Genomic DNA, 17989 nt, shown 5'->3' with positions numbered 1-17989 from the left:
CCGGATGAAGAACGCTGCGCGCTCTCAACTGGGCGTGTGCTGGAAATCGGCCGGAGTGAATGCCTCTCCCCTGACGAGGTCAAGTTTTAATTGCAGTGATTTCTGATTTTGATGGAAAATAACAAAGCGACTGCCCCGCAGGTACGTTTTATAAGGTGAAACAAAAACTTGATGAATGAATTCATCACCATAATTCATTGATCGGATGATGGCGGGGCAATGTGGCCCATGCGATGCTGAGGATCTGACGGCAGTCTGCAGGAGAAAAATAATGGTATGGTCCGCACAGCAATATCTGAAATTCGAAGACGAGCGGACGCGTCCGGCGCGGGATCTTCTGGCGCAGGTGCCGCTGGAGCGGGTGCTGAACGGCTATGACCTCGGCTGCGGACCCGGCAATTCCACCGAGCTTCTGACCGACCGTTACGGCGTCAATGTCATTACCGGCATCGACAGCGATGACGACATGCTGGAAAAGGCGGCGGACCGGCTGCCCACCACCAGTTTCGGAAAGGCCGATCTTGCCACGTGGAAGCCGGCGCAGAAGGCAGACCTGCTCTACGCCAATGCCGTGTTCCAATGGGTGCCGGATCATCTCGCCGTTCTTTCGCAACTGATGGACCAGCTGGAAAGCGGCGGCGTTCTGGCCGTGCAAATGCCTGACAACCTGCAGGAACCGACGCATCGCGCCATGGAGGAGACCGGGGCGAACGGGTCCTGGAAGGACACGTTCGCAGATGGCAGGCTGCGCCGCAAACCCCTGCCCGCGCCTTCGGATTATTTCGATGCGCTGACACCGAAATCCGCGCGGGTGGATGTGTGGCACACCATCTATAATCATCCGATGAAGGATGCGGAAAGCATCGTCGAATGGGTCAAGGGCACGGGACTGCGCCCCTATCTCACCGCCGTCGGCGAGGAAAACCGCGAAGCCTTCCTCGCCGATTACACGCGGCGCATCACGGCGGCCTATCCGCCGATGGCGGACGGCCGTTTGCTCCTGCGCTTTCCACGGCTTTTTGTGGTGGCGGTGAAGAAGTAGGGCACGCTACACGATGCCGCGTTTTTCGCATACTGGCGCATCCTCTCAATCCTCATTCCTGTGCTTGTCACAGGAATCCAGCCGACGCTCGTCTGCGCGGCGGGGAGAGTTCTTTCAGCCCAAGGACTTGGGCTGGCTGGATCCCTGTGACAAGCACAGGGATGAGGAGCCTACGGGATACGGAGTACGATGAAAAAGGTCAGGCTTCCTTAGCCAAACAGTCCTCAACGCATTCTCTCTAACCAGCAAAGGCATAGACCCGGAGACGGTGGCTGTCCGGGTCGGCGGCCGTGAAGGTGTAGCCGAACTCCATTTTCGCGGGCTGCTGCAGCATGGCAATGCCTCTTGCCTTCCACCCGGCAAAAGTCTCATCCACCTGCGCATCGTTTTCGACCCGGAAGGCAAGCTCGCCGCCACCGCCTGTCACCGATGCCATGGGCTCCACGGTGTGCCGCGACCAGAGGCCGAGCTTCATGCCATTGGCAAGGACGAATAGGGAAAATGTCGGGGAAGATTCGACGGGATCGACACCCAGCAGGGCCTTGTAAAATTCGGTGCTGGCCGGCGGGTTGTCGACGTAAAGGATGGTGAAATCAGGGTGGGTCATTGCTGTTCTCCTGTGTTGCGGATGAACGGTTCCTAGACCCCGCTGCTGTCAGTTTTTGTCAGCATGATGCCGCCGCCGCTGTTTTTCCCGTTCGCGCCATTCTTTCAGCAGCGCCTGGCGGCGGCGCGGATAACGGCTGTCGAGGGGACGGAAATCTTCGATGCGGTCGGCCCGGAAATTACGGTAGTCCTGCCGTGTCTCGCACCAGCCCAGCACCACCCGCACCAGATCGAAAAAAGCAAGCGCGAAAGGCCAGATCACCCGTTCCGTCAGGTCTCCCTTTTCATCGCGATAGGTGATGGCGACCCGGCTTTCCTTGCGGATCGTATCGCGAATGGCCGCCAGATCGACATGGATGGCCGCAAGGCTCTGCCCCGGACCGACAAGCAGGGTGGAATGATCGAGTTCCTCGCGCAGCGCATCGGGCAGGACGGCGCCGATCTTGACGAGAGCGGCGCGGGCGGCCTGCGCCAATCCCGCATCGGCGCGACCCGCCACCCAGCGCGAGCCGAGTACCAGCGCCTCGATTTCCTGCTGCGAAAACATCAGCGGCGGCAACAGGAAACCGGGGCGCAGCACATAACCCACGCCCGCCTCGCCTTCGATATCCGCACCCTGTGCCTGAAGCGTCGCTATATCGCGGTAGAGCGTGCGCAGGCTGACGCCGGTCTCAGCGGCAAGGGCCGCGCCGCTGACCGGCATGCGGTGGCAGCGCAGGATCTGCAACAGATCGAGAAGCCGTTGTGAGCGTGACACTTGATACTCCTGCGTTGAACTTGCCTGGTTCGCCAGGGCGCGACGCGTTTGAGACTGGTAGCGCCGGAACGACCAATCCGCAACGAGCGCGGTTTCCCGCTATGGCAAAACCTTGAAACCGATTACGCTGTAACGAGTTAGTAAGGAAACGTCCCCCACCGGCTGTCTCTGCCGGCCATCACTTCAATGACAGGAGAAATATCCATGTATGACGTCAGCGCGAATGGCGCGAATATTCCCGCCCTCGGTTTCGGCACCTTCCGCATTCCGGAAGACGATGTCAGGCGCATTCTGCCGGAGGCACTGAAACTCGGCTTCCGCCATATCGATACCGCGCAGATTTACAAGAACGAGGGCGCCGTCGGCGAGGTCATCGCGCAATCGGGCATTTCCCGACATGATATCTTTCTTACCACCAAGGTCTGGGTGGACCGTTTCCGCCACGACGATTTTCTCGCTTCCGTCGATGAAAGTCTTGTAAAGCTGAAGACCGACTATGTCGATCTGCTGCTTTTGCATTGGCCGAAGAGCGATGTGCCGCTTGCCGAGCGCATGGGCGCGCTGAACGCGGCGCGCAAGGCCGGCAAGGCGCGCAATATCGGCATTTCCAACTTCAACGTGGCGCTGACGCAAGAAGCGGTGAAACTGTCCGACACGCCGCTTGCCACCAACCAGATCGAATATCACCCCTATCTCGACCAGACGAAGGTGATTTCGGCGGCGCGCAAGCACGGAATGTCGGTGACGGCCTATTATCTGATGGCCGACGGCAAGGTGCCGAACGATCCCGTGCTGAAGGATATCGGCGCAAAACACGGCAAGACCGCCGCGCAGGTGACCCTGCGCTGGGCGGTGCAGCAGCCGGATATCGTGGCGCTTTCCAAGACGGCGACGGAAAGCCGCCTCAAGGAAAATTTCGATGTTTTCGATTTTGTGCTGACGGAAGAGGAAATGCGGGCGATCCACGCGCTTGCAAAGCCGAATGGCCGCATCGTCAATCCCGGCCACCTCGCGCCCGACTGGGACGATTGAGGCGGCCTCCCCTCCGCTTTGGTCTCATCGTTCGGTCAAGGCCAGCTTCGCACCCAGCGCCACGAAAGCGGCCGCGAAGCTGCGCCGCAGCCAGGCGAGGACCGCCGGGCGTGACACCACCTGCCGCCGGACCGAGGCGGCGAAACAGCCATAAAGCGCAAAGACCAGAAACGTCATGGCCATGAAGATCAGCCCGAGATCGATCATGCGCCATGTCGGCAAAGCCTCATCCGGCGCGATGAACTGCGGCAGAAAGGCGAAAAAAAAGATCGACAGTTTCGGGTTCAGCAGATTGATGAGAATTGCCTCCCCGATGATGCGGGCGGCCTTCCGGGGTTCTCTGGTATCGTCGATCTTCAGCGCGCCATTCTCCCGCAGCGTGTTCCACGCCATATAAAGCAGATAGGCAACCCCCAGATATTTGACCACGCCAAAAGCCAGCGCACTGGTGTGCAGGATGGCGGCAAGGCCGGTGATGGCGGCGAGCAGATGCGGCGCGATGCCAAGCGTGCAACCAAAGGCCGCAACGACGCTCGCCCTCGCCCCCTGCGAGAGGCTTGCGGCCAGCGTGTAGACCACGCCGGTTCCGGGAGAGGCAGCGACAATGAAGGATGTGATGAGGAATTCGGGTGTCATGGTGCGGGTATGTCCTGTGGGTGGAGGACAGGAGCATGATGGCGCGTGGGGTGGGTGTCTTGGATGAAATTGCGGCATTGGTGCTCGGAGGCCGGTGCCAAAGTGGGAGGCTACGGTGTCGGCCTAGTCCGGTTCCGTCCGGTTCCGTTCATTCCAGCTCACTTCAAAACGAGAAAATACGACTGACTTGATGAGGGTGGAGAGGTGCGTCCCGCGCTCCCCCGGATCCCAAGGCTGCCGCATAAGGCTATTCCCCATTTGCGCTAACATACCTTACGAAAGTGCCGCCCGATAAACCGCCGGCGTCACGCCGAATTGTCGCACAAAAACGCGGTTCAGATGGCTCTGGTCGGCAAAACTGGCAATAAAGGCAGCCTCGGCGGGCGAGGTGCCACCAGCCAGCGCGTGGCGCGCCAGATGGACGCGGCGCTGGAGAAGGTAACTGTGCGGCGTCAGGCCCGTGGCCTTCGCAAAAGCCCGCAGGAAGCGGAACTGGCTCATGCCGGCCTCCCTTGCCAGATCGGCAAGGCGGAACGGCCGGGCGGGGTCGTCATCGATGCTGCTTTTCGCCCGCCTTATGGTGGCGGGCGCCGCCACGACAGGCGAGTTGGCCGGGGTCTCCATCGCACCCGCCAGAAGCGTCAGCAGGGTCTCGTCACTATCGAGGGTTTCGCCCGGCCGTTCCCTTGCCGTCATGGCTGCAAAGACTGCATTGAACCGCTTCGCCAGCGGCCTGATATCGACGGGATGGGCGAATTCGAACGAACCTCGATCCTTCTCGCCGATATCGGCAACAGCGTCGCGGACGATATCGATGTCGAGATAGAGCATCCGCCAGGCGCGGCCGCCCTCCCCGAGCGGAATACCGTCATGCACCTCGCCCGGATTGACGGTGATGAGATGGCCGGCGCCCGCTTCCACCATGCCACGGCCGGAGAGCGATTTCTGCGCGCCGCGATGGATGAGACCGATGCCGAACTGATCATGCATATGGCGCGGAAAGCAACGGTCGCTATCCGCCGCCACGGCAACGACGCCGGACAGACTGGTTTTCGGCATCAGGAACCGGCCTTGGGCCATGAATGCGCGCGCTCCACAAATAAGAGCGCGACGCTATCACAGGATGTCCAGTCGCGACAGATGCTGCCCTTTACGGATGCATATGGTTGATCATGGCGAAGACCTGATCGAAATTGCCGTTCTGCGCGGCAAAACGCAAAGGCTTGCAGCGTTCCACCACCACTTCCTTCTCATCCGGGCGATTTTCAAGAATATCCATCACCTCGGAAATGAAAGCGTCGAGCGGCATGGCCCTTTCGTCGCTCGCCTGTCCCTCGCCCATCAACGTCGTCTGCACATAGGGCGGCACGATTTCGATGACCTCTACCGCCGTTTCCTTCAGCTGCTCGCGCAGCGCGACCGAATAGGCGTGGATGGCCGATTTGGTGGCGCTGTAAGTGGGGGTCAGCACCATGGGCACGAAAGCGAGGCCGGACGAGACCGTCAAAACAGTTGCGGCAGGTTGCTTGAGGAAATGCGGCAGAAGCGCCGCCGTCAGGCGAATGGGCGCGAGAAGATTGGTGGCGATGGTTTCTTCGGCCGTGTCGAGATAATCCGGTGCTGCGGCGATGTCTTCCGGCCGCATGATGCCGGCATTGTTGATGACGGCGTTGAGGGTGGGATGGGCCTTCACCAGAGCTTCGGCAAACGCGCGGATGCCCGCGGCGTCCGTCGCGTCCATCACCATCGAGGCCATGCCAGGATTGGCGGCCGTCACCTCGTCGAGCACGGCCTTGCGGCGGCCGGAAATGATGACCCGGTTGCCGGCCTTGTGAAACGCTTCCGCCAGCGCGCGGCCGATGCCGGAACCACCGCCGGTGATGAGAATGGTGTTATCAGCGATTTTCATTGCAACATCCTTTGCTTGTTGGCTGAAAGGAAGTTAGCTATTATGCTCTCCAATCGAAAGTAGGCACCCAAAAGATTTATACTTACCAAAAGGAGAGTGTGAAATGAAACGGCACGCCGCCGACCCGGCCATCGAGAGCCGGCGCAAGGTTCCGCCGCCCACGGATACCGATCCGGCAATAGAGGCGCTGGTTCAGGACATCATTGCCAAGGTGGCCGACAAATGGACGATGCTCATTCTGGAAGTGCTGGAAGAACATGGCACGCTGCGCTTCACGCAGATCGGCAGGCTGGTCGGCAATATCAGCCAGAAGATGCTGACGAAAACGCTGCGGCAGATGGAAAGCGACGGGTTGGTGCGCCGCACCGTGCATCCCGTCATCCCGCCGCATGTAGATTACGGTCTGACAAACCTCGGCCGCACGCTGGGCAGCGCCTTTTGCGGCGTGTGGATATGGGCGGAAACGCACCATGCCGAAATAGAAGAGGCGCGGCGCCTGTTCAATAAACAGCCGCCGCGCCCCGCTACTGAGTAGTTTCGCCTCAGGCGAACTGGCTGAGGCCCGGAACCGAGGCGATCACCTGGTCGACGACCTCATCACCCGCATGCTGGCGGGCAACGGCGATGGTTTCCTTGGCGATGGTGGAAATTTCGCCCATGCCGAGGCCCTGGCTCATCAGTTGCTGGCCCAGCCCCATGATGCCACCGCCGCCGATCGCGCTCATCAGGCCGCCGAGCAGACCGCCACCGCCCGCACCTTCGCCATTAAACTGCGCCACCAGTTCGCTGGCGCCGGGAATGGCTTCGATCATGCGGGCGATCGGGCCGTCTGCGGCCTCACGCTGAAGAAAACCGAGAATCATGCCAATGGCCTTTTCGGCCAGCTCGGGGCTTATTCCCGCCTTCTCGGCGATCTGGCTCACGACTTCGTTCATTCTTGCCTCCTGTTGAAAAACGACGCCAACATCGAATAACTGACGTTAACGTCAACGTAAAACAATATGGAGCCGCATTCAAGCGGCCACGGACAGGTGCGGCAACTTTCACCAGGCGGTTTTTCTTCATCGCCATCAAGCAGTTGTTGCGCCTTGAAACTGTCCTTATAAGATCATCACAACCAAACTATGAAAAGGCCGCTATCGTCAGAAGTGGCCACAACATGGTGGTGACGCTTTAAATTCGGACATGACTTTTACAAAATCCACCGCGATTTTAAGGGTCAGGCACCAGCCGCAGGAGAAATGGTCGATGTTGCAGGACGGACAGCTCTATATCGGGACCAGCCGCAATCCGGACGACAGCCTGAACAAGGGCGAATATCTCGAACTGAAATTCGGCAACCGCCACGGCCTCATCACCGGCGCGACGGGAACGGGCAAGACCGTGACCTTGCAGGTGCTGGCCGAAGGTTTTTCAAAGGCCGGCGTGCCGGTTTTCTGTGCCGATATCAAGGGCGACCTTTCCGGTATCGCCGCTGAGGGCGAAGCCAAGGACTGGGTGCAGAAACGCGCTGAACAGATCGGCTTCACCGATTTTGCCTATGGCAAATCGCCGGTGATCTTCTGGGATCTCTACGGTGAAAAAGGCCATCGCGTGCGTGCCACCATCGCCGAGATGGGACCGCTGCTGCTCGCCCGGCTGATGGACGCTTCCGAAGCGCAGGAAGGCGTGCTCAACATTGCCTTCAAGATCGCCGATCAGGGCGGGCTGCCGCTGCTCGATCTCAAGGACCTGCAATCGCTCCTGAACTATATGGGCGAAAACGCAACCGAGCTTTCCAACCAGTTCGGCCTGATTTCCAAGGCCTCGGTCGGTTCGCTGCAGCGTGGGCTGCTGGTTCTGGAACAGCAGGGTGCGGCGAATTTCTTCGGCGAACCGGCGCTGAAAATCGCCGACATCATGCGTGTGGGTACGGATGGGCGCGGCACGATTTCGGTTCTCGCCGCCGACCGGCTGATGATGAACCCGCGCCTTTACGCCACCTTCCTGCTCTGGATGCTTTCGGAACTGTTCGAGGAGCTGCCGGAAGTGGGCGACCCGGAAAAGCCGCGACTGGTGTTCTTCTTCGACGAGGCGCATCTGCTGTTCAACGACGCGCCGAAGGTGCTGGTCGAGCGCGTGGAACAGGTCGTGCGGCTCATCCGCTCCAAGGGCGTGGGCGTCTATTTCGTGACGCAGAACCCGCTCGACGTGCCGGAAACCGTTCTCGCCCAGCTTGGCAACCGCGTGCAGCACGCGCTTCGCGCTTACACCCCGCGCGAGCAGAAAGCGGTGCGCACCGCGGCTGACACCTTCCGCCAGAACCCGGCCTTCAACACCGCCGACACCATCACCACACTCGGCACCGGTGAGGCGCTGATTTCCACCCTGCACGACAAGGGCGCCCCCTCCATTGTCGAGCGCACGCTGGTCCGTCCGCCATCCGGCCGTGTCGGGCCGCTGACGGATGCGGAGCGCAAGTCCCTGATCGATGTGAGCCCCGTGGCCGGGCAATATGACAAGGATATCGACCGGGAATCGGCCTTCGAAATCCTCGCTGCCCGCGCCCAGAAGGCGGCAGAGGCCGAGGCCGCCAGGCGCGCGGAAGAGGAAAACGCCAAAAACCAGTCCGACAACGCCTCCGGCCGCTGGCGCCTGCCTGGTTTTGGCGATGACGAACCCGCGCAAAATTCCAGCGGCTCACGCAGCGGCGGCGCCCGCCGGTCCGGCTACCAGCGCGAAACGGTGATCGAGGCGGCGATGAAAAGTGCTGCCCGTTCGGTCGCCACCTCCGTCGGCCGCGCCATCGTGCGCGGGATTCTGGGAAGTCTGAAGCGATAAATGGAGACGCCGCCCGTTCTCGATGAGACGGGCGGCGCTTTATTGGCGTCGCGGTCACTTCTGGCGATAGAAGATCATGCCGCCGTGATGGAGCACATCGTCGACGAATTCACCGTCCGCCGTAAAACCGGTATCGTCCCAATAATCGATATGGTTTCCCTTCACCTCATATCGTCCCCGATAGGCGCTCTTGCGGCTGCCCCGCGCCTCGTCATAACGACCATTGGGCAAAAGCTCCTGACGGACATGCCCATCGCCGGTGACCCACATGCCGACATAAGGGTGGTTCTTGGTTTCAGCGGTTTCGGTCATTGTCAGCTCCATGGCGTTATCTGCTTTGCGGGTCTCGGCCTCGGCGGAAGCCGCTGCGAGCAGAACCGCAACTGACGTTGAAACAATATTCATTGCCACATCCTCCTCAGGCGGCGGTGGGTCGCACGACGATTTCGTTGACGTCCACATCGTCGGGCTGCTCGATGGCGTAACGCACCGCGCGGCCGATGGCGTCGGGCTTCAGGGCGATGGCCCGATAGGTCTGCATCAATTCCGCAGCCTCCGGATCGGTGATGGTGTGGGCAAGTTCGCTTTCCACCACGCCGGGGTGAATGCAGGTGACCCGCAGGTCGCGGTTTTCCTGACGCAGCCCGTCCGAAATGGCGCGAACCGCAAATTTCGTCGCGCAATAGACCGCTGCCGTGGGCGAAACGGCGAGCGCACCGATGGAGGCGATGTTGATGATATGGCCGGAGGCACGCGCCGTCATTTCCGGCAGCACGGCGGCAACGCCATAAAGCACGCCCTTGACGTTGACGTCGATCATCCGGTCCCATTCATCGACCTTGAGCGACGACATCAGCGACAGCGGCATGATGCCGGCATTGTTGACGATAACGTCGATCTGCCCGAAAGCCTTGCGCCCCGCTTCCGCAAAGGCCTCAACGCTGTGCCTGTCGGTCACGTCAAGCGGGTGGACGACGACGTCAGCCCCCGTCCGCCGCAGCTCTTCGGCCAGTGTCTCGAGGCGATCCATCCGGCGCGCGCCGAGCACCAGCTTCGCGCCGGCGGCGGCCAGTTCCCTGGCAATCCCCTCACCGATCCCGCTCGATGCACCGGTGATGAGAACAACTTTGTTCAGTGTCATGGCTATCTCCTTGCTGTTACGGCCGTTTTTTTCGAAACCGACCGTTGCAGGGAAGATAACGCTCAGGCATTGTCGTGATAACCTCGTCAATAATTAACTCAATGGATAGAATTTCTAACCAATGAATATTGATCTCAACGCTGTCTCGACATTCTGCCTTGTTGCCGAGGAACGGAATTTTCGCGCCGTTGCCGACAGGCTGGGCGTGACCCGTTCCGCTGTCAGCCAGACCATTCGCAAGCTCGAAGAAACAATGGGAATTGCACTGGTGCAACGGACCACCCGCAGCGTCAGCCTGACGGAAGCGGGACAGCAGCTTTACGCCGATGCCTCGCCGTCCATAGGCGCGATCTCGCTTGCAGCGCAGGCGGCCTCATCGCTCGGCGGCACGGTGCGCGGTCAACTTCGGCTCGCCGTTTCCTCCATTGCCGAGCGCTTCTTATCCGGCCCCCTGCTCGCGAGTTTTGCCGAGTCGCATCCACAGGTGCAGCTCGACATCGTCGTGACGGATGAGGAATTCGATATCGTTGCGGAGCATTACGACGCGGGCGTGCGACTGGGAGAGCTTATCGAACAGGATATGATCGCCGTTCCCGTCTCGGTTCCACAACGGCAGCTGGCCGTGTGCTCACCGCACTATCGGAACCGCTTCGGCCTGCCGACGCAGCCCCGCGAATTGATAGAGCACAGGTGTATCGGCTGGCGACCCCGCCCGGGCGTGGCGCCATACAGGTGGGAATTTGCGGAAAACGGCCGGGAATTTGCCGTGGCGGTGGAGCCTGATTTCACCACCAACGACATGCAACTGATGATAAAGCTCGCCTGTGCCGGTGCGGGCATCACCTTCGGCATGGAAGAGACGTTCCGGCCCTATCTGGAGCGCGGAGAGCTTGTTCCCATGCTGGAAGACTATTCACCCAGCTTCGCAGGGTTCTATCTCTATTACCCCAGCCGTCGAAACCTCGCGCCGAAGCTGCGCGCCTTCATCGATCATGTCCGCTTGTCGAGGGAGCGCTGATCTGCCGGATATTACCCCGGCAGATCGTCGGAAAAACATGATTACCTCTTCTGGGAAACCAGCGAGAAATAGGCACCCTGGGGATCGACGCAATTGACGATCCAGCTATCGCCGGGCACTTCCATCGGGCCGTTGACGACCTGTCCGCCGCCGGCGCTGACGCGGGTGACGGCATCATCGATACCGTCCACGTTGAAGTAATAACCCCAATGGCAGACGGGAACCTCCGGCATGCGTTTCATGACGCCGCCGACGGCCTTCCCGTTATGGGCGAAGATGCGGTAGGGGCCCATTTCGCCCATGTCGAAATCGTGGTCCTTGGTCCAGCCGAAGACTTCACCATAAAAGGCCATGGCCTCGTCGACATTGTCGGTGAAGAGTTCATACCAGCCGACATGGCCCTGCTTTGCCTGCTTGTCTTCAGGGAAGCCGCCGGTTTCCATCGGCTGCGGCGTCATGATGCAGAGCACCGCGCCGAAGGGATCGGCAACAACGGCGAAGCGGCCGATTTCGGGAATATCCTGCGGCGGACGCCTGACCGCGCCGCCCTTCTCGGCGAAAAGCCTCGCCGTGGCGTCCACATCGTCGACATCGACATAAGCGGTCCAGTTGGGCGGAATGCCCTGACCCTTGTGTTCGTCGGTCAGTTCCATGACCCCGCCCATGCCGCAGCCGTCGGCCTCCAGCACGAGATAGGGCATTTCCGGCGAGCCGAAATCCTTGGTCTGCCAGCCGACGACATGACCGTAAAAGCGGGCGGCCGCTTCCATGTCGGGCGTCATCAATTCAACCCAGATGAATTTTCCATGCGTATCGGACATTGTCGTCTCCTGTGGACGGTTTGGCGAGGTGTTCGGCGCGCACCCGCCGCAGGACGCGGCGGCGCTGTTGTCGACGGGCAATACCGGCCGGGCATCAGGCCTTACGGCGGAATTCCGATGTCATGAAGGTCTTGAATGTGCCGTCCGGCTGCCTGACGCTGCCGGAAAAGCTGCGGTGATTGTCGTCATGCAGCACCAGCACGTCGTGATAGGTAGCGGTTCCGCCGGAACCGTCGAAGGCCGGGCCTTCCGCTTCCAGCGTCAGGGTCTTGCCGTCATCTTCCAGCCAGCCCTTATAGACCCAGAGATTGGTCATCATCGATCCTACCCAGGTGCCGACGAAATCGCCCTTGGCCGGGTCGAAGCCGACCGTGATCACCGCCGTCATATCCGTACCATCAGGCATCTTGCCGGTGCCGTTGCCGATGATCCACAGACCGCCGACGGAGCGGACGGTTTCGGTGAATTGCTGCGACGGGTCGCTGGCGTCATAGTTCTCATGGCCGGAACTGGAGGTCATGACCCAGTCCCCGACGATTCTCTTGAGGAATTCATGTTCCTTCTGCGGCTTGGCAATTTCCATTTCCATTGTCTTCTCCTCCTCATCCGTCCATTTTCAGTGGCAGCAGGCCGCCGCCTTCGGCGCGTCCTCGTACTGGTCGTGGCGACGCACCCAATCCATTACCTCATCTTCATTACGGCCCTTTGGCACCAGGTCGAGCAGCATCAGCGTGCCGAGCGTCTGTTCCGCACCGCGGGCGTATGTGGAATAGGTATGGTAGATCTTGCCGTCATCGCCCTTGGCGAAAACGCTGATGCCGTGCAGGTCCTTCAGGTCGCCATAGGGCGCCATGTTACGGTAATTATAGGTGATTTCGCCTTTGGCCATGTCCTCGTCGCGGAACGAGGCCTGATAATCATAGTTGAAATCGCCGCCCTCGGCCGAAACCCAGGGGAATTTCCAGCCCATGCGGTTTTTGTAGCTTTCGATCTTCTCAAGCGGCGCACGCGACACGGCGACGAAACCCGCATCGCCATGCTTGAGGTGGATCAGCGCACCATCGACGTGATCGGCAAAAAAGGAGCAACCGACGCAGCCCTCCTCCCAGTCCGGTGTCAGCATAAAGTGATAGACGATGAGCTGACTGCAGCCGCCGAACAGTTCCGTGAGCGACTTGGGGCCGGAAGGGGCATCGAAGATATAATCCTTCGTCACCTCTTCCCAAGGCAGCGCACGCCGGGCCTCGTTCAGCCTGTCGCGGGCGCGGGTCAGTTCCTTTTCCTTCACCAGCAGATCGCGGCGGGCCGCAAGCCACTCCTCTTTCGAAACGACGGGATGAGACATGATCTTTCCTCCTTGGATCCGTCTTTCACTGCGGCTTGGCCTCTCCGTGGCGGGCGCCGCGCATCTCTGTGTTGAAATCCGAGAAATGGAGCCACAGAGCATCAAGTTCCGCTTGACTATTTAGGTTGATATCAACATATTTAGCGCATGTCAAACGCCAACGCGATTCCTTTTTCGACAACTCTTCTTGTGCGCGATTCCTGCCTGTGCCTGCATGCGCAGCGCGCGGCGCGGGCGCTGGCACGGCTGTTTGATAATGCGCTGAAGCCGGTGGGCATCAATAATGGCCAGTTTTCGCTGCTGATGTCGCTGAACAGGCCGGAGCCGCCGCCAATGGGGCCGGTCGCCAATCTTCTGGCGATGGACCGCACGACGCTGACGGCGGCGCTGAAGCCGCTGGAACGGCGCGGGCTGGTCAGCATTGAGCAGGACCCGAAGGACAAGCGCGGCAAACGGTTGCGGCTGACGGCTGACGGGATGGCCGTGCTCGCCGCCGCCTTCCCCATCTGGCAGCAGACCCATGCGGAAATAGAAGCCAAGATCGGCAGCGGCGACCCTGAAAGGTTGCGCCGCGATCTTGTCGACCTCGGCTGACAGGATTGACGGCATGGCGCCACTTTTGTCGGCGAAAATGTCATCCGGCCGTCGTGCCGGGGAGCGACACTACGAAGAAAGCGCAATCAAGGAGGAATGATCATGCGTGCAATCGTTTTTGTGAAAGCCACCAAAAGCAGCGAAGACGGCGTGATGCCAACGACGGAGCTAATTGAGGCGATGGGGAAATTCAACGAGGAACTGGTCAATGCCGGCATCATGCAATCCGGCGATGGCCTGCACCCCTCCTCCAAAGGCAAACGCGTGATTTTCGACGGCGACAGCCGCACCGTAGTCGATGGCCCCTTCCCGCACACCAATGAGTTGGTCGCCGGTTTCTGGATATGGCACGTGAAGGACATGGATGAGGCCGTGGAATGGGTGAAGCGCTGCCCGAACCCGATGCTGGAGAAGAGCGAAATCGAAATCCGCCCGATGTTCGAGATGGAAGACTTCGGCGATGCCGTGACGCCCGAGATCGCCGCCCATGTGGAAGAACTGCGCGCGCGTGTCGGCAAACAATGATGCCAGCGCGCTGAACAAATCCGCGTAAAATGATCCGGTGCGGCACCTGTCACCCTCCCGTCAGGGATTGATCCGGCCGCACCGCCCTTCCCAAATCTTCACCCTTCTCTAATCGGGTTGCCATGGATCACCACCGCTGGTAATGGTCAGGTGGTTCAACACGTTTCAAGAAAGGAGGCTTCGCATGGATATTTCCTGCTTCTGGCGCAATCGTCAGCTCTGCCACCTTTTTGCCCTGCGGACACGTTTGCAGGGCTGACCGGAACAACCACCCTCTGGTTTGCCTAAAAGGCCGCGCAGGACGCAGTTTGTCTGCCATTGCGCATAGTTTCACGACGGATCACCGAGAACCGAAACCCGTCCTGCACGCGCAGGCAACGGTACGGGTCCGTCTTTGCCAGAGACGACATCATGACCATCATCACGCTGCGCAACCTCGGAATCATTCTGGGCAAGCCGCTTTTTTTCAATCTCAACCTCACCATCAATGCGGGAGACCGCATCGGTATCGTCGCCGCCAATGGCTGTGGCAAATCCACCCTGCTTAACTGCCTCGCGGGTGACATGGAACCCACCAGCGGCGACATCACCCGGCTGCGCGGGCTGACGCAGTCGATCGTCCACCAGCACCTACCCTCGCCGCTAATGGAACGGACGATGCGCGACGCCGTGCTTTCCGCCCTGCCGGCGGACACGATCGACAGCGACAGCTGGCGCGCCGACATCATCTTCGATGCCATGTTGGTGCCCGAACCGTTCCGCGAGCGGCGGCTGAAAGAACTGAGCGGCGGCTGGCAAAGGCTTGCCATGCTGGCCAAAGCCTGGATCACCGAACCTGACGTGCTGCTGCTCGACGAGCCGACCAACCATCTCGACCTCGAAAAAATCAACGTGCTGGAAAGCTGGCTTGGGGAATTGCCGCGCGATACGGCCGTCATCATCGTCAGCCACGACCGGGCGTTTCTCGACAATGTCACCCGGACCACCCTCTTTCTGCGACCGGAAAACTCGGCGCTGTTCCGCCTGCCCTATGGCCATGCGCGCGCGGCGCTGGAGGAGGAGGATGCCGCCGATGAGCGGCGTTTCCAGCGCGACATGAAAACCGCGCAGCAATTGCGCCGGCAGGCCGCCAAGCTCAACAATATCGGCATCAATTCCGGCAGCGACCTGCTGACCGTCAAGACCAGGCAATTGCGCGAGCGGGCGGAAAAGATCGAGGAAAAGGCGCGGCCCGCCCATATCGAGCGATCCGCCGGCAAGATCCAGCTCGCCAATCGCGGCACCCATGCCAGGGTTCTGGTCACTCTGGAGGACGTGCCGGTCTCGACGCCGGACGGAACAGTGCTGTTTCGCACCGGCCGGCAATTTATCCGCCAGGGCGACCGAATCGTCATTCTCGGCCGCAACGGCGTCGGCAAGACAAGACTGATGTCGCTTCTGCAGGCGGCTGTATCGGGCGCAGGCCAGATACAGGACGGCATCAAGGCGACGCCCTCGCTGGTGGCCGGATATGTCGACCAGTCGCTCGCCGAGATCGATGACGACAGCACGCCCGTTTCACTGCTGTCCCGCCGCTTCGACATTGGCGACCAGCGCATCCATGGCCTGCTTGCCAGCGCCGGCATCGACATGGAAATGCAGAAACGCCGCATCGCCGCCCTTTCCGGCGGGCAGAAGGCGCGGCTTGCCATGCTGGCGCTCAGGCTGGCGGAGCCGAATTTCTACCTGCTGGACGAGCCGACCAACCATCTGGATATTGAGGGGCAGGAAGCGCTGGAGGTGGAAATCGTCAGCCGTGAGGCGAGCTGCGTGCTTGTCTCGCACGACAGGAGTTTCGTGCGGACGGTCGGAACCCGCTTCTGGCTGATCGACAAGCGCAGGCTGGTGGAAGTCGACGATCCCGAAGGATTTTTCGCCTCGGCCTGATGGTTTTGAAAAGCAAACGCCCGTCAGCCCAAAAGGCTGGCGAGGCGTGGATCGCCGGCGAAATCCAAAACCGCAAAACCCGTTCTGCGCATCGGAAATTCGCAGAGCGCCTGAACTCCCGTTTTCGACAGGTGGATGCGCCAGCTCATCCGTTCGACCGGCGTCTTCGCGGCAAAAGCCGTCGGCGACAGAACTGCGATGTTGAGGCCGCCGGCGGGATCGCGCACCGAACGGTAGAGGATCGCCTTGATCTTCGCCAGACGTGCCTGATCGGCCAGCGCCTGGCATGGCTCGTAATTCTGCAGATCGGTCCACAGGCGAGTATCCCGGCTCAGTTCCGGTTTCGTCAGGTTGAGCGCCGCATCGGTGGCGATACGGGCGGCGAAGGCGGAATAGTCGGCGGGATTGGCGGGCAGCGGCGTTCCGGGCGATTCGGCATAAAACAGCAGCCGGTAAAAGGCCATTTCGGCGAGCGCCGTCTCCACCTTCTGGGCGGCGTAATAAACGCCTTCGGTATAGCCCGCGCGACGGAAGCGCGAACCATGCGGATAGGCGGCTCCATACCGGAAGGGCGTGGCGAGAAGATAATCGAAACCGGCGCAATCAGGCGGAAACGGCCGCTTGCTGGTCTCCAGAATATCTTCCAGCAGCGATTGCTCCTCCACCGTATCCACCAGTTTCATGGTGGAAACCTGATGCTGCGCTTCCACCAGCCGCCAGTATTTTCCCGATACGGTGCGTTTTTCAGACAGGAGCGCGTCGGGCGTCCAGATAGGAGAGGACATCGATCAATCCGGTAATGGTGGTGAGCCTTTCGGCAGGCACGGCATCAAGCGCCGTATTGTGATTGCGCAGCCAGTTTTTGGCCGTTGCCTCATCTCCACCGGTAATCGCATCCAGCGAGCGGAAAACCCGGATCAGCAGCACCGCAAGCTCGAAGGATTTGGCGCCCGGTTCCAGCAGGAAATCGAGCCGCTTCATGCGCGACACGGTGGGGGCGGAAACGCCGAGAATATCGGCCGTGCGAGCGGCATTGAGGCCCAGCCGCTCGGCGGCGGCGATAACGGCCTTGGTAACGACCCTGCCCTGTGAGGCGGGATCCATGGCGCTCTTGGCGTGAATATTCATGGCGCATATCCTTTCCTTGGAAAGAATATAGCATTTTTCTTTCTGAAAACAAGAAGGCCGGGATAAACCCGGCCTCATTGTTCACATGGATTGCTCCCGCGAATTGGATCAGGCCACCGAGACCGGCACTTCCGTGGAGGTGCGCATGGCGTGGCTGTAGGGGCAGACGATGTGAGCGGCGGCAACCAGCTTTTCGGCAACTTCGCGCTCGACGCCCGGAATATTGGCCTTCAGCGACACTTCGATGCCGAAACCGCCGCCGTCTTCGCGCGGGCCGATGCCGACGGTCGCCGTCACAGTCGTGTCTTCAGGAATTTTTACTTTTTCCTTGCCGGCGACAAATTTCAGCGCGCCCAGGAAGCAGGCGGAATAACCGGCCGCAAAAAGCTGCTCCGGATTGGTGCCACGGGCGCCATCGCCGCCCAGTTCCTTCGGAACGGTGAGGGTGACGTCGAGAACGCCGTCTTCCGACTTGGCGTTGCCGGCGCGGCCACCGGTGGCGGATGCTTTGGTCGTGTAGAGAATGGGCATGGCATTTACTCCTTCGGGTTGGTGTGAATATCTTGTAGACCACAATTAAATTGTGCGCAATATAATTTTGCACATTGAATGCGATTTTGTTTTTTGCGATAATTTTCAAGAAATTTCGCCGCGCATCCATGCGGCAGGAACCGAAAGCGGGGGCTGAT

Annotated in this window: 22 protein-coding genes; 8 read left to right on the top strand and 14 right to left on the bottom strand. The window is 60.4% G+C overall.

All coding sequences use genetic code 11. The features are described 5' to 3' along the window. Positions 1–271 precede the first annotated feature (271 nt). Complete coding sequence (gene tam, locus O9X91_RS21125) at positions 272–1042, top strand: trans-aconitate 2-methyltransferase (RefSeq protein ID WP_077982736.1); 771 nt, start codon at positions 272–274, stop codon at positions 1040–1042. Positions 1043–1280: 238 nt separating this feature from the next. Here the strand turns inward: tam and O9X91_RS21120 are convergent, their stop codons facing one another. Together O9X91_RS21120 and O9X91_RS21115 are read right to left on the bottom strand one after the other, a co-directional pair. Next, complete coding sequence (locus tag O9X91_RS21120; RefSeq protein ID WP_077982737.1) at positions 1281–1649, bottom strand: VOC family protein; 369 nt, start codon at positions 1647–1649, stop codon at positions 1281–1283. A gap of 48 nt (positions 1650–1697) precedes the next feature. Beyond that, positions 1698–2405: a helix-turn-helix transcriptional regulator gene (locus tag O9X91_RS21115; protein WP_142912402.1), complete on the bottom strand. Its 708-nt coding sequence runs from the start codon at positions 2403–2405 to the stop codon at positions 1698–1700. A gap of 204 nt (positions 2406–2609) precedes the next feature. On the opposite strand from O9X91_RS21115, the gene O9X91_RS21110 reads away from it, so the two are divergent. Further along, entirely contained in the window at positions 2610–3437 is an 828-nt protein-coding gene (locus tag O9X91_RS21110; RefSeq protein ID WP_142912401.1) for an aldo/keto reductase, read from the top strand. Positions 3438–3461: 24 nt separating this feature from the next. Here O9X91_RS21110 and O9X91_RS21105 read toward each other — a convergent pair whose 3' ends face one another. The 3 genes from O9X91_RS21105 to O9X91_RS21095 all read right to left on the bottom strand — a co-directional run bounded on the left by O9X91_RS21105 (position 3462) and on the right by O9X91_RS21095 (position 5982). Beyond that, entirely contained in the window at positions 3462–4073 is a 612-nt protein-coding gene (locus O9X91_RS21105) for a LysE family translocator (RefSeq protein WP_142912400.1), read from the bottom strand. A gap of 273 nt (positions 4074–4346) precedes the next feature. After that, positions 4347–5153: an AraC family transcriptional regulator gene (locus O9X91_RS21100; RefSeq protein WP_142912399.1), complete on the bottom strand. Its 807-nt coding sequence runs from the start codon at positions 5151–5153 to the stop codon at positions 4347–4349. Between the two features lie 70 nt (positions 5154–5223). Then, positions 5224–5982 (bottom strand): SDR family oxidoreductase, encoded by a 759-nt coding sequence (locus O9X91_RS21095; RefSeq protein WP_077982742.1) that lies wholly within the window; start codon positions 5980–5982, stop codon positions 5224–5226. A gap of 103 nt (positions 5983–6085) precedes the next feature. Here O9X91_RS21095 and O9X91_RS21090 point away from each other — a divergent pair, with 103 nt between their 5' ends. Then, complete coding sequence (locus O9X91_RS21090; protein WP_142912398.1) at positions 6086–6517, top strand: winged helix-turn-helix transcriptional regulator; 432 nt, start codon at positions 6086–6088, stop codon at positions 6515–6517. Positions 6518–6524: 7 nt separating this feature from the next. Here O9X91_RS21090 and O9X91_RS21085 read toward each other — a convergent pair whose 3' ends face one another. After that, positions 6525–6917, bottom strand: a complete 393-nt coding sequence (locus O9X91_RS21085) for a hypothetical protein (protein ID WP_077982744.1) — start codon at positions 6915–6917, stop codon at positions 6525–6527. Positions 6918–7230: 313 nt separating this feature from the next. Between O9X91_RS21085 and O9X91_RS21080 the strand changes: the two genes are divergently transcribed. Next, positions 7231–8802: a helicase HerA-like C-terminal domain-containing protein gene (locus O9X91_RS21080; protein ID WP_077983016.1), complete on the top strand. Its 1572-nt coding sequence runs from the start codon at positions 7231–7233 to the stop codon at positions 8800–8802. Between the two features lie 54 nt (positions 8803–8856). On the opposite strand, the gene O9X91_RS21075 is transcribed toward O9X91_RS21080, so the two are convergent. After that, entirely contained in the window at positions 8857–9207 is a 351-nt protein-coding gene (locus O9X91_RS21075) for an Atu4866 domain-containing protein (protein ID WP_142912397.1), read from the bottom strand. 13 nt (positions 9208–9220) lie between these two features. Continuing rightward, a complete protein-coding gene (locus O9X91_RS21070) occupies positions 9221–9943 on the bottom strand; it encodes an SDR family oxidoreductase (RefSeq protein ID WP_142912396.1) in 723 nt (240 codons plus the stop codon). 121 nt (positions 9944–10064) lie between these two features. Here O9X91_RS21070 and O9X91_RS21065 point away from each other — a divergent pair, with 121 nt between their 5' ends. Next, positions 10065–10961, top strand: coding sequence for a LysR family transcriptional regulator (locus O9X91_RS21065; RefSeq protein ID WP_137409928.1), 897 nt, complete (start codon positions 10065–10067; stop codon positions 10959–10961). A gap of 41 nt (positions 10962–11002) precedes the next feature. Here O9X91_RS21065 and O9X91_RS21060 read toward each other — a convergent pair whose 3' ends face one another. The 3 genes from O9X91_RS21060 to O9X91_RS21050 form a co-directional block, all read right to left on the bottom strand. Further along, the gene (locus O9X91_RS21060) at positions 11003–11782 is read right to left on the bottom strand and encodes a VOC family protein (RefSeq protein ID WP_269833741.1); all 780 of its coding nucleotides are present in this window, start codon (positions 11780–11782) and stop codon (positions 11003–11005) included. 94 nt (positions 11783–11876) lie between these two features. Beyond that, on the bottom strand, positions 11877–12371 hold the full coding sequence (locus O9X91_RS21055) for a DUF1579 domain-containing protein (RefSeq protein ID WP_142912394.1): 495 nt from the start codon (positions 12369–12371) through the stop codon (positions 11877–11879). Between the two features lie 27 nt (positions 12372–12398). Further along, positions 12399–13127: a DUF899 domain-containing protein gene (locus tag O9X91_RS21050; protein WP_269833740.1), complete on the bottom strand. Its 729-nt coding sequence runs from the start codon at positions 13125–13127 to the stop codon at positions 12399–12401. A 147-nt stretch (positions 13128–13274) separates the two neighbouring features. Here O9X91_RS21050 and O9X91_RS21045 point away from each other — a divergent pair, with 147 nt between their 5' ends. From O9X91_RS21045 to O9X91_RS21035, 3 genes are all read left to right on the top strand, one after another. Beyond that, positions 13275–13721 (top strand): MarR family winged helix-turn-helix transcriptional regulator, encoded by a 447-nt coding sequence (locus tag O9X91_RS21045; RefSeq protein ID WP_077982750.1) that lies wholly within the window; start codon positions 13275–13277, stop codon positions 13719–13721. A 102-nt stretch (positions 13722–13823) separates the two neighbouring features. Beyond that, the gene (locus tag O9X91_RS21040) at positions 13824–14246 is read left to right on the top strand and encodes a YciI family protein (protein WP_077983018.1); all 423 of its coding nucleotides are present in this window, start codon (positions 13824–13826) and stop codon (positions 14244–14246) included. Between the two features lie 411 nt (positions 14247–14657). Continuing rightward, entirely contained in the window at positions 14658–16172 is a 1515-nt protein-coding gene (locus tag O9X91_RS21035) for an ABC-F family ATP-binding cassette domain-containing protein (RefSeq protein ID WP_269833739.1), read from the top strand. A gap of 23 nt (positions 16173–16195) precedes the next feature. Here O9X91_RS21035 and O9X91_RS21030 read toward each other — a convergent pair whose 3' ends face one another. The 3 genes from O9X91_RS21030 to O9X91_RS21020 form a co-directional block, all read right to left on the bottom strand. Then, entirely contained in the window at positions 16196–16957 is a 762-nt protein-coding gene (locus O9X91_RS21030; RefSeq protein WP_269833738.1) for an RES family NAD+ phosphorylase, read from the bottom strand. Then, positions 16917–17300, bottom strand: coding sequence for an MbcA/ParS/Xre antitoxin family protein (locus tag O9X91_RS21025; protein ID WP_191216964.1), 384 nt, complete (start codon positions 17298–17300; stop codon positions 16917–16919). Before O9X91_RS21025 ends, O9X91_RS21030 begins: the two co-directional genes overlap by 41 nt. A gap of 108 nt (positions 17301–17408) precedes the next feature. Then, positions 17409–17831: an organic hydroperoxide resistance protein gene (locus tag O9X91_RS21020; RefSeq protein ID WP_003509379.1), complete on the bottom strand. Its 423-nt coding sequence runs from the start codon at positions 17829–17831 to the stop codon at positions 17409–17411. Between the last annotated feature and the right edge of the window lie 158 nt (positions 17832–17989).

Origin of the sequence: Agrobacterium salinitolerans, assembly GCF_027498475.1 — a bacterium.
GTDB lineage: Bacteria > Pseudomonadota > Alphaproteobacteria > Rhizobiales > Rhizobiaceae > Agrobacterium > Agrobacterium salinitolerans.
The sequence above is the reverse complement of the archived record's forward strand: the minus strand, read 5'-3'. Positions and strand labels throughout refer to the sequence as shown.

Coding starts and splice junctions, on each gene's coding strand:
- tam (WP_077982736.1), top strand. CDS start 272: ATGGTATGGTCCGCACAGCAATATCTGAAATTCGAAGACGAGCGGACG.
- O9X91_RS21120 (WP_077982737.1), bottom strand. CDS start 1,649: ATGACCCACCCTGATTTCACCATCCTTTACGTCGACAACCCGCCGGCC.
- O9X91_RS21110 (WP_142912401.1), top strand. CDS start 2,610: ATGTATGACGTCAGCGCGAATGGCGCGAATATTCCCGCCCTCGGTTTC.
- O9X91_RS21105 (WP_142912400.1), bottom strand. CDS start 4,073: ATGACACCCGAATTCCTCATCACATCCTTCATTGTCGCTGCCTCTCCC.
- O9X91_RS21100 (WP_142912399.1), bottom strand. CDS start 5,153: ATGGCCCAAGGCCGGTTCCTGATGCCGAAAACCAGTCTGTCCGGCGTC.
- O9X91_RS21095 (WP_077982742.1), bottom strand. CDS start 5,982: ATGAAAATCGCTGATAACACCATTCTCATCACCGGCGGTGGTTCCGGC.
- O9X91_RS21090 (WP_142912398.1), top strand. CDS start 6,086: ATGAAACGGCACGCCGCCGACCCGGCCATCGAGAGCCGGCGCAAGGTT.
- O9X91_RS21085 (WP_077982744.1), bottom strand. CDS start 6,917: ATGAACGAAGTCGTGAGCCAGATCGCCGAGAAGGCGGGAATAAGCCCC.
- O9X91_RS21080 (WP_077983016.1), top strand. CDS start 7,231: ATGTTGCAGGACGGACAGCTCTATATCGGGACCAGCCGCAATCCGGAC.
- O9X91_RS21075 (WP_142912397.1), bottom strand. CDS start 9,207: ATGAATATTGTTTCAACGTCAGTTGCGGTTCTGCTCGCAGCGGCTTCC.
- O9X91_RS21070 (WP_142912396.1), bottom strand. CDS start 9,943: ATGACACTGAACAAAGTTGTTCTCATCACCGGTGCATCGAGCGGGATC.
- O9X91_RS21065 (WP_137409928.1), top strand. CDS start 10,065: ATGAATATTGATCTCAACGCTGTCTCGACATTCTGCCTTGTTGCCGAG.
- O9X91_RS21060 (WP_269833741.1), bottom strand. CDS start 11,782: ATGTCCGATACGCATGGAAAATTCATCTGGGTTGAATTGATGACGCCC.
- O9X91_RS21055 (WP_142912394.1), bottom strand. CDS start 12,371: ATGGAAATGGAAATTGCCAAGCCGCAGAAGGAACATGAATTCCTCAAG.
- O9X91_RS21050 (WP_269833740.1), bottom strand. CDS start 13,127: ATGTCTCATCCCGTCGTTTCGAAAGAGGAGTGGCTTGCGGCCCGCCGC.
- O9X91_RS21045 (WP_077982750.1), top strand. CDS start 13,275: ATGTCAAACGCCAACGCGATTCCTTTTTCGACAACTCTTCTTGTGCGC.
- O9X91_RS21040 (WP_077983018.1), top strand. CDS start 13,824: ATGCGTGCAATCGTTTTTGTGAAAGCCACCAAAAGCAGCGAAGACGGC.
- O9X91_RS21035 (WP_269833739.1), top strand. CDS start 14,658: ATGACCATCATCACGCTGCGCAACCTCGGAATCATTCTGGGCAAGCCG.
- O9X91_RS21030 (WP_269833738.1), bottom strand. CDS start 16,957: ATGTCCTCTCCTATCTGGACGCCCGACGCGCTCCTGTCTGAAAAACGC.
- O9X91_RS21025 (WP_191216964.1), bottom strand. CDS start 17,300: ATGAATATTCACGCCAAGAGCGCCATGGATCCCGCCTCACAGGGCAGG.
- O9X91_RS21020 (WP_003509379.1), bottom strand. CDS start 17,831: ATGCCCATTCTCTACACGACCAAAGCATCCGCCACCGGTGGCCGCGCC.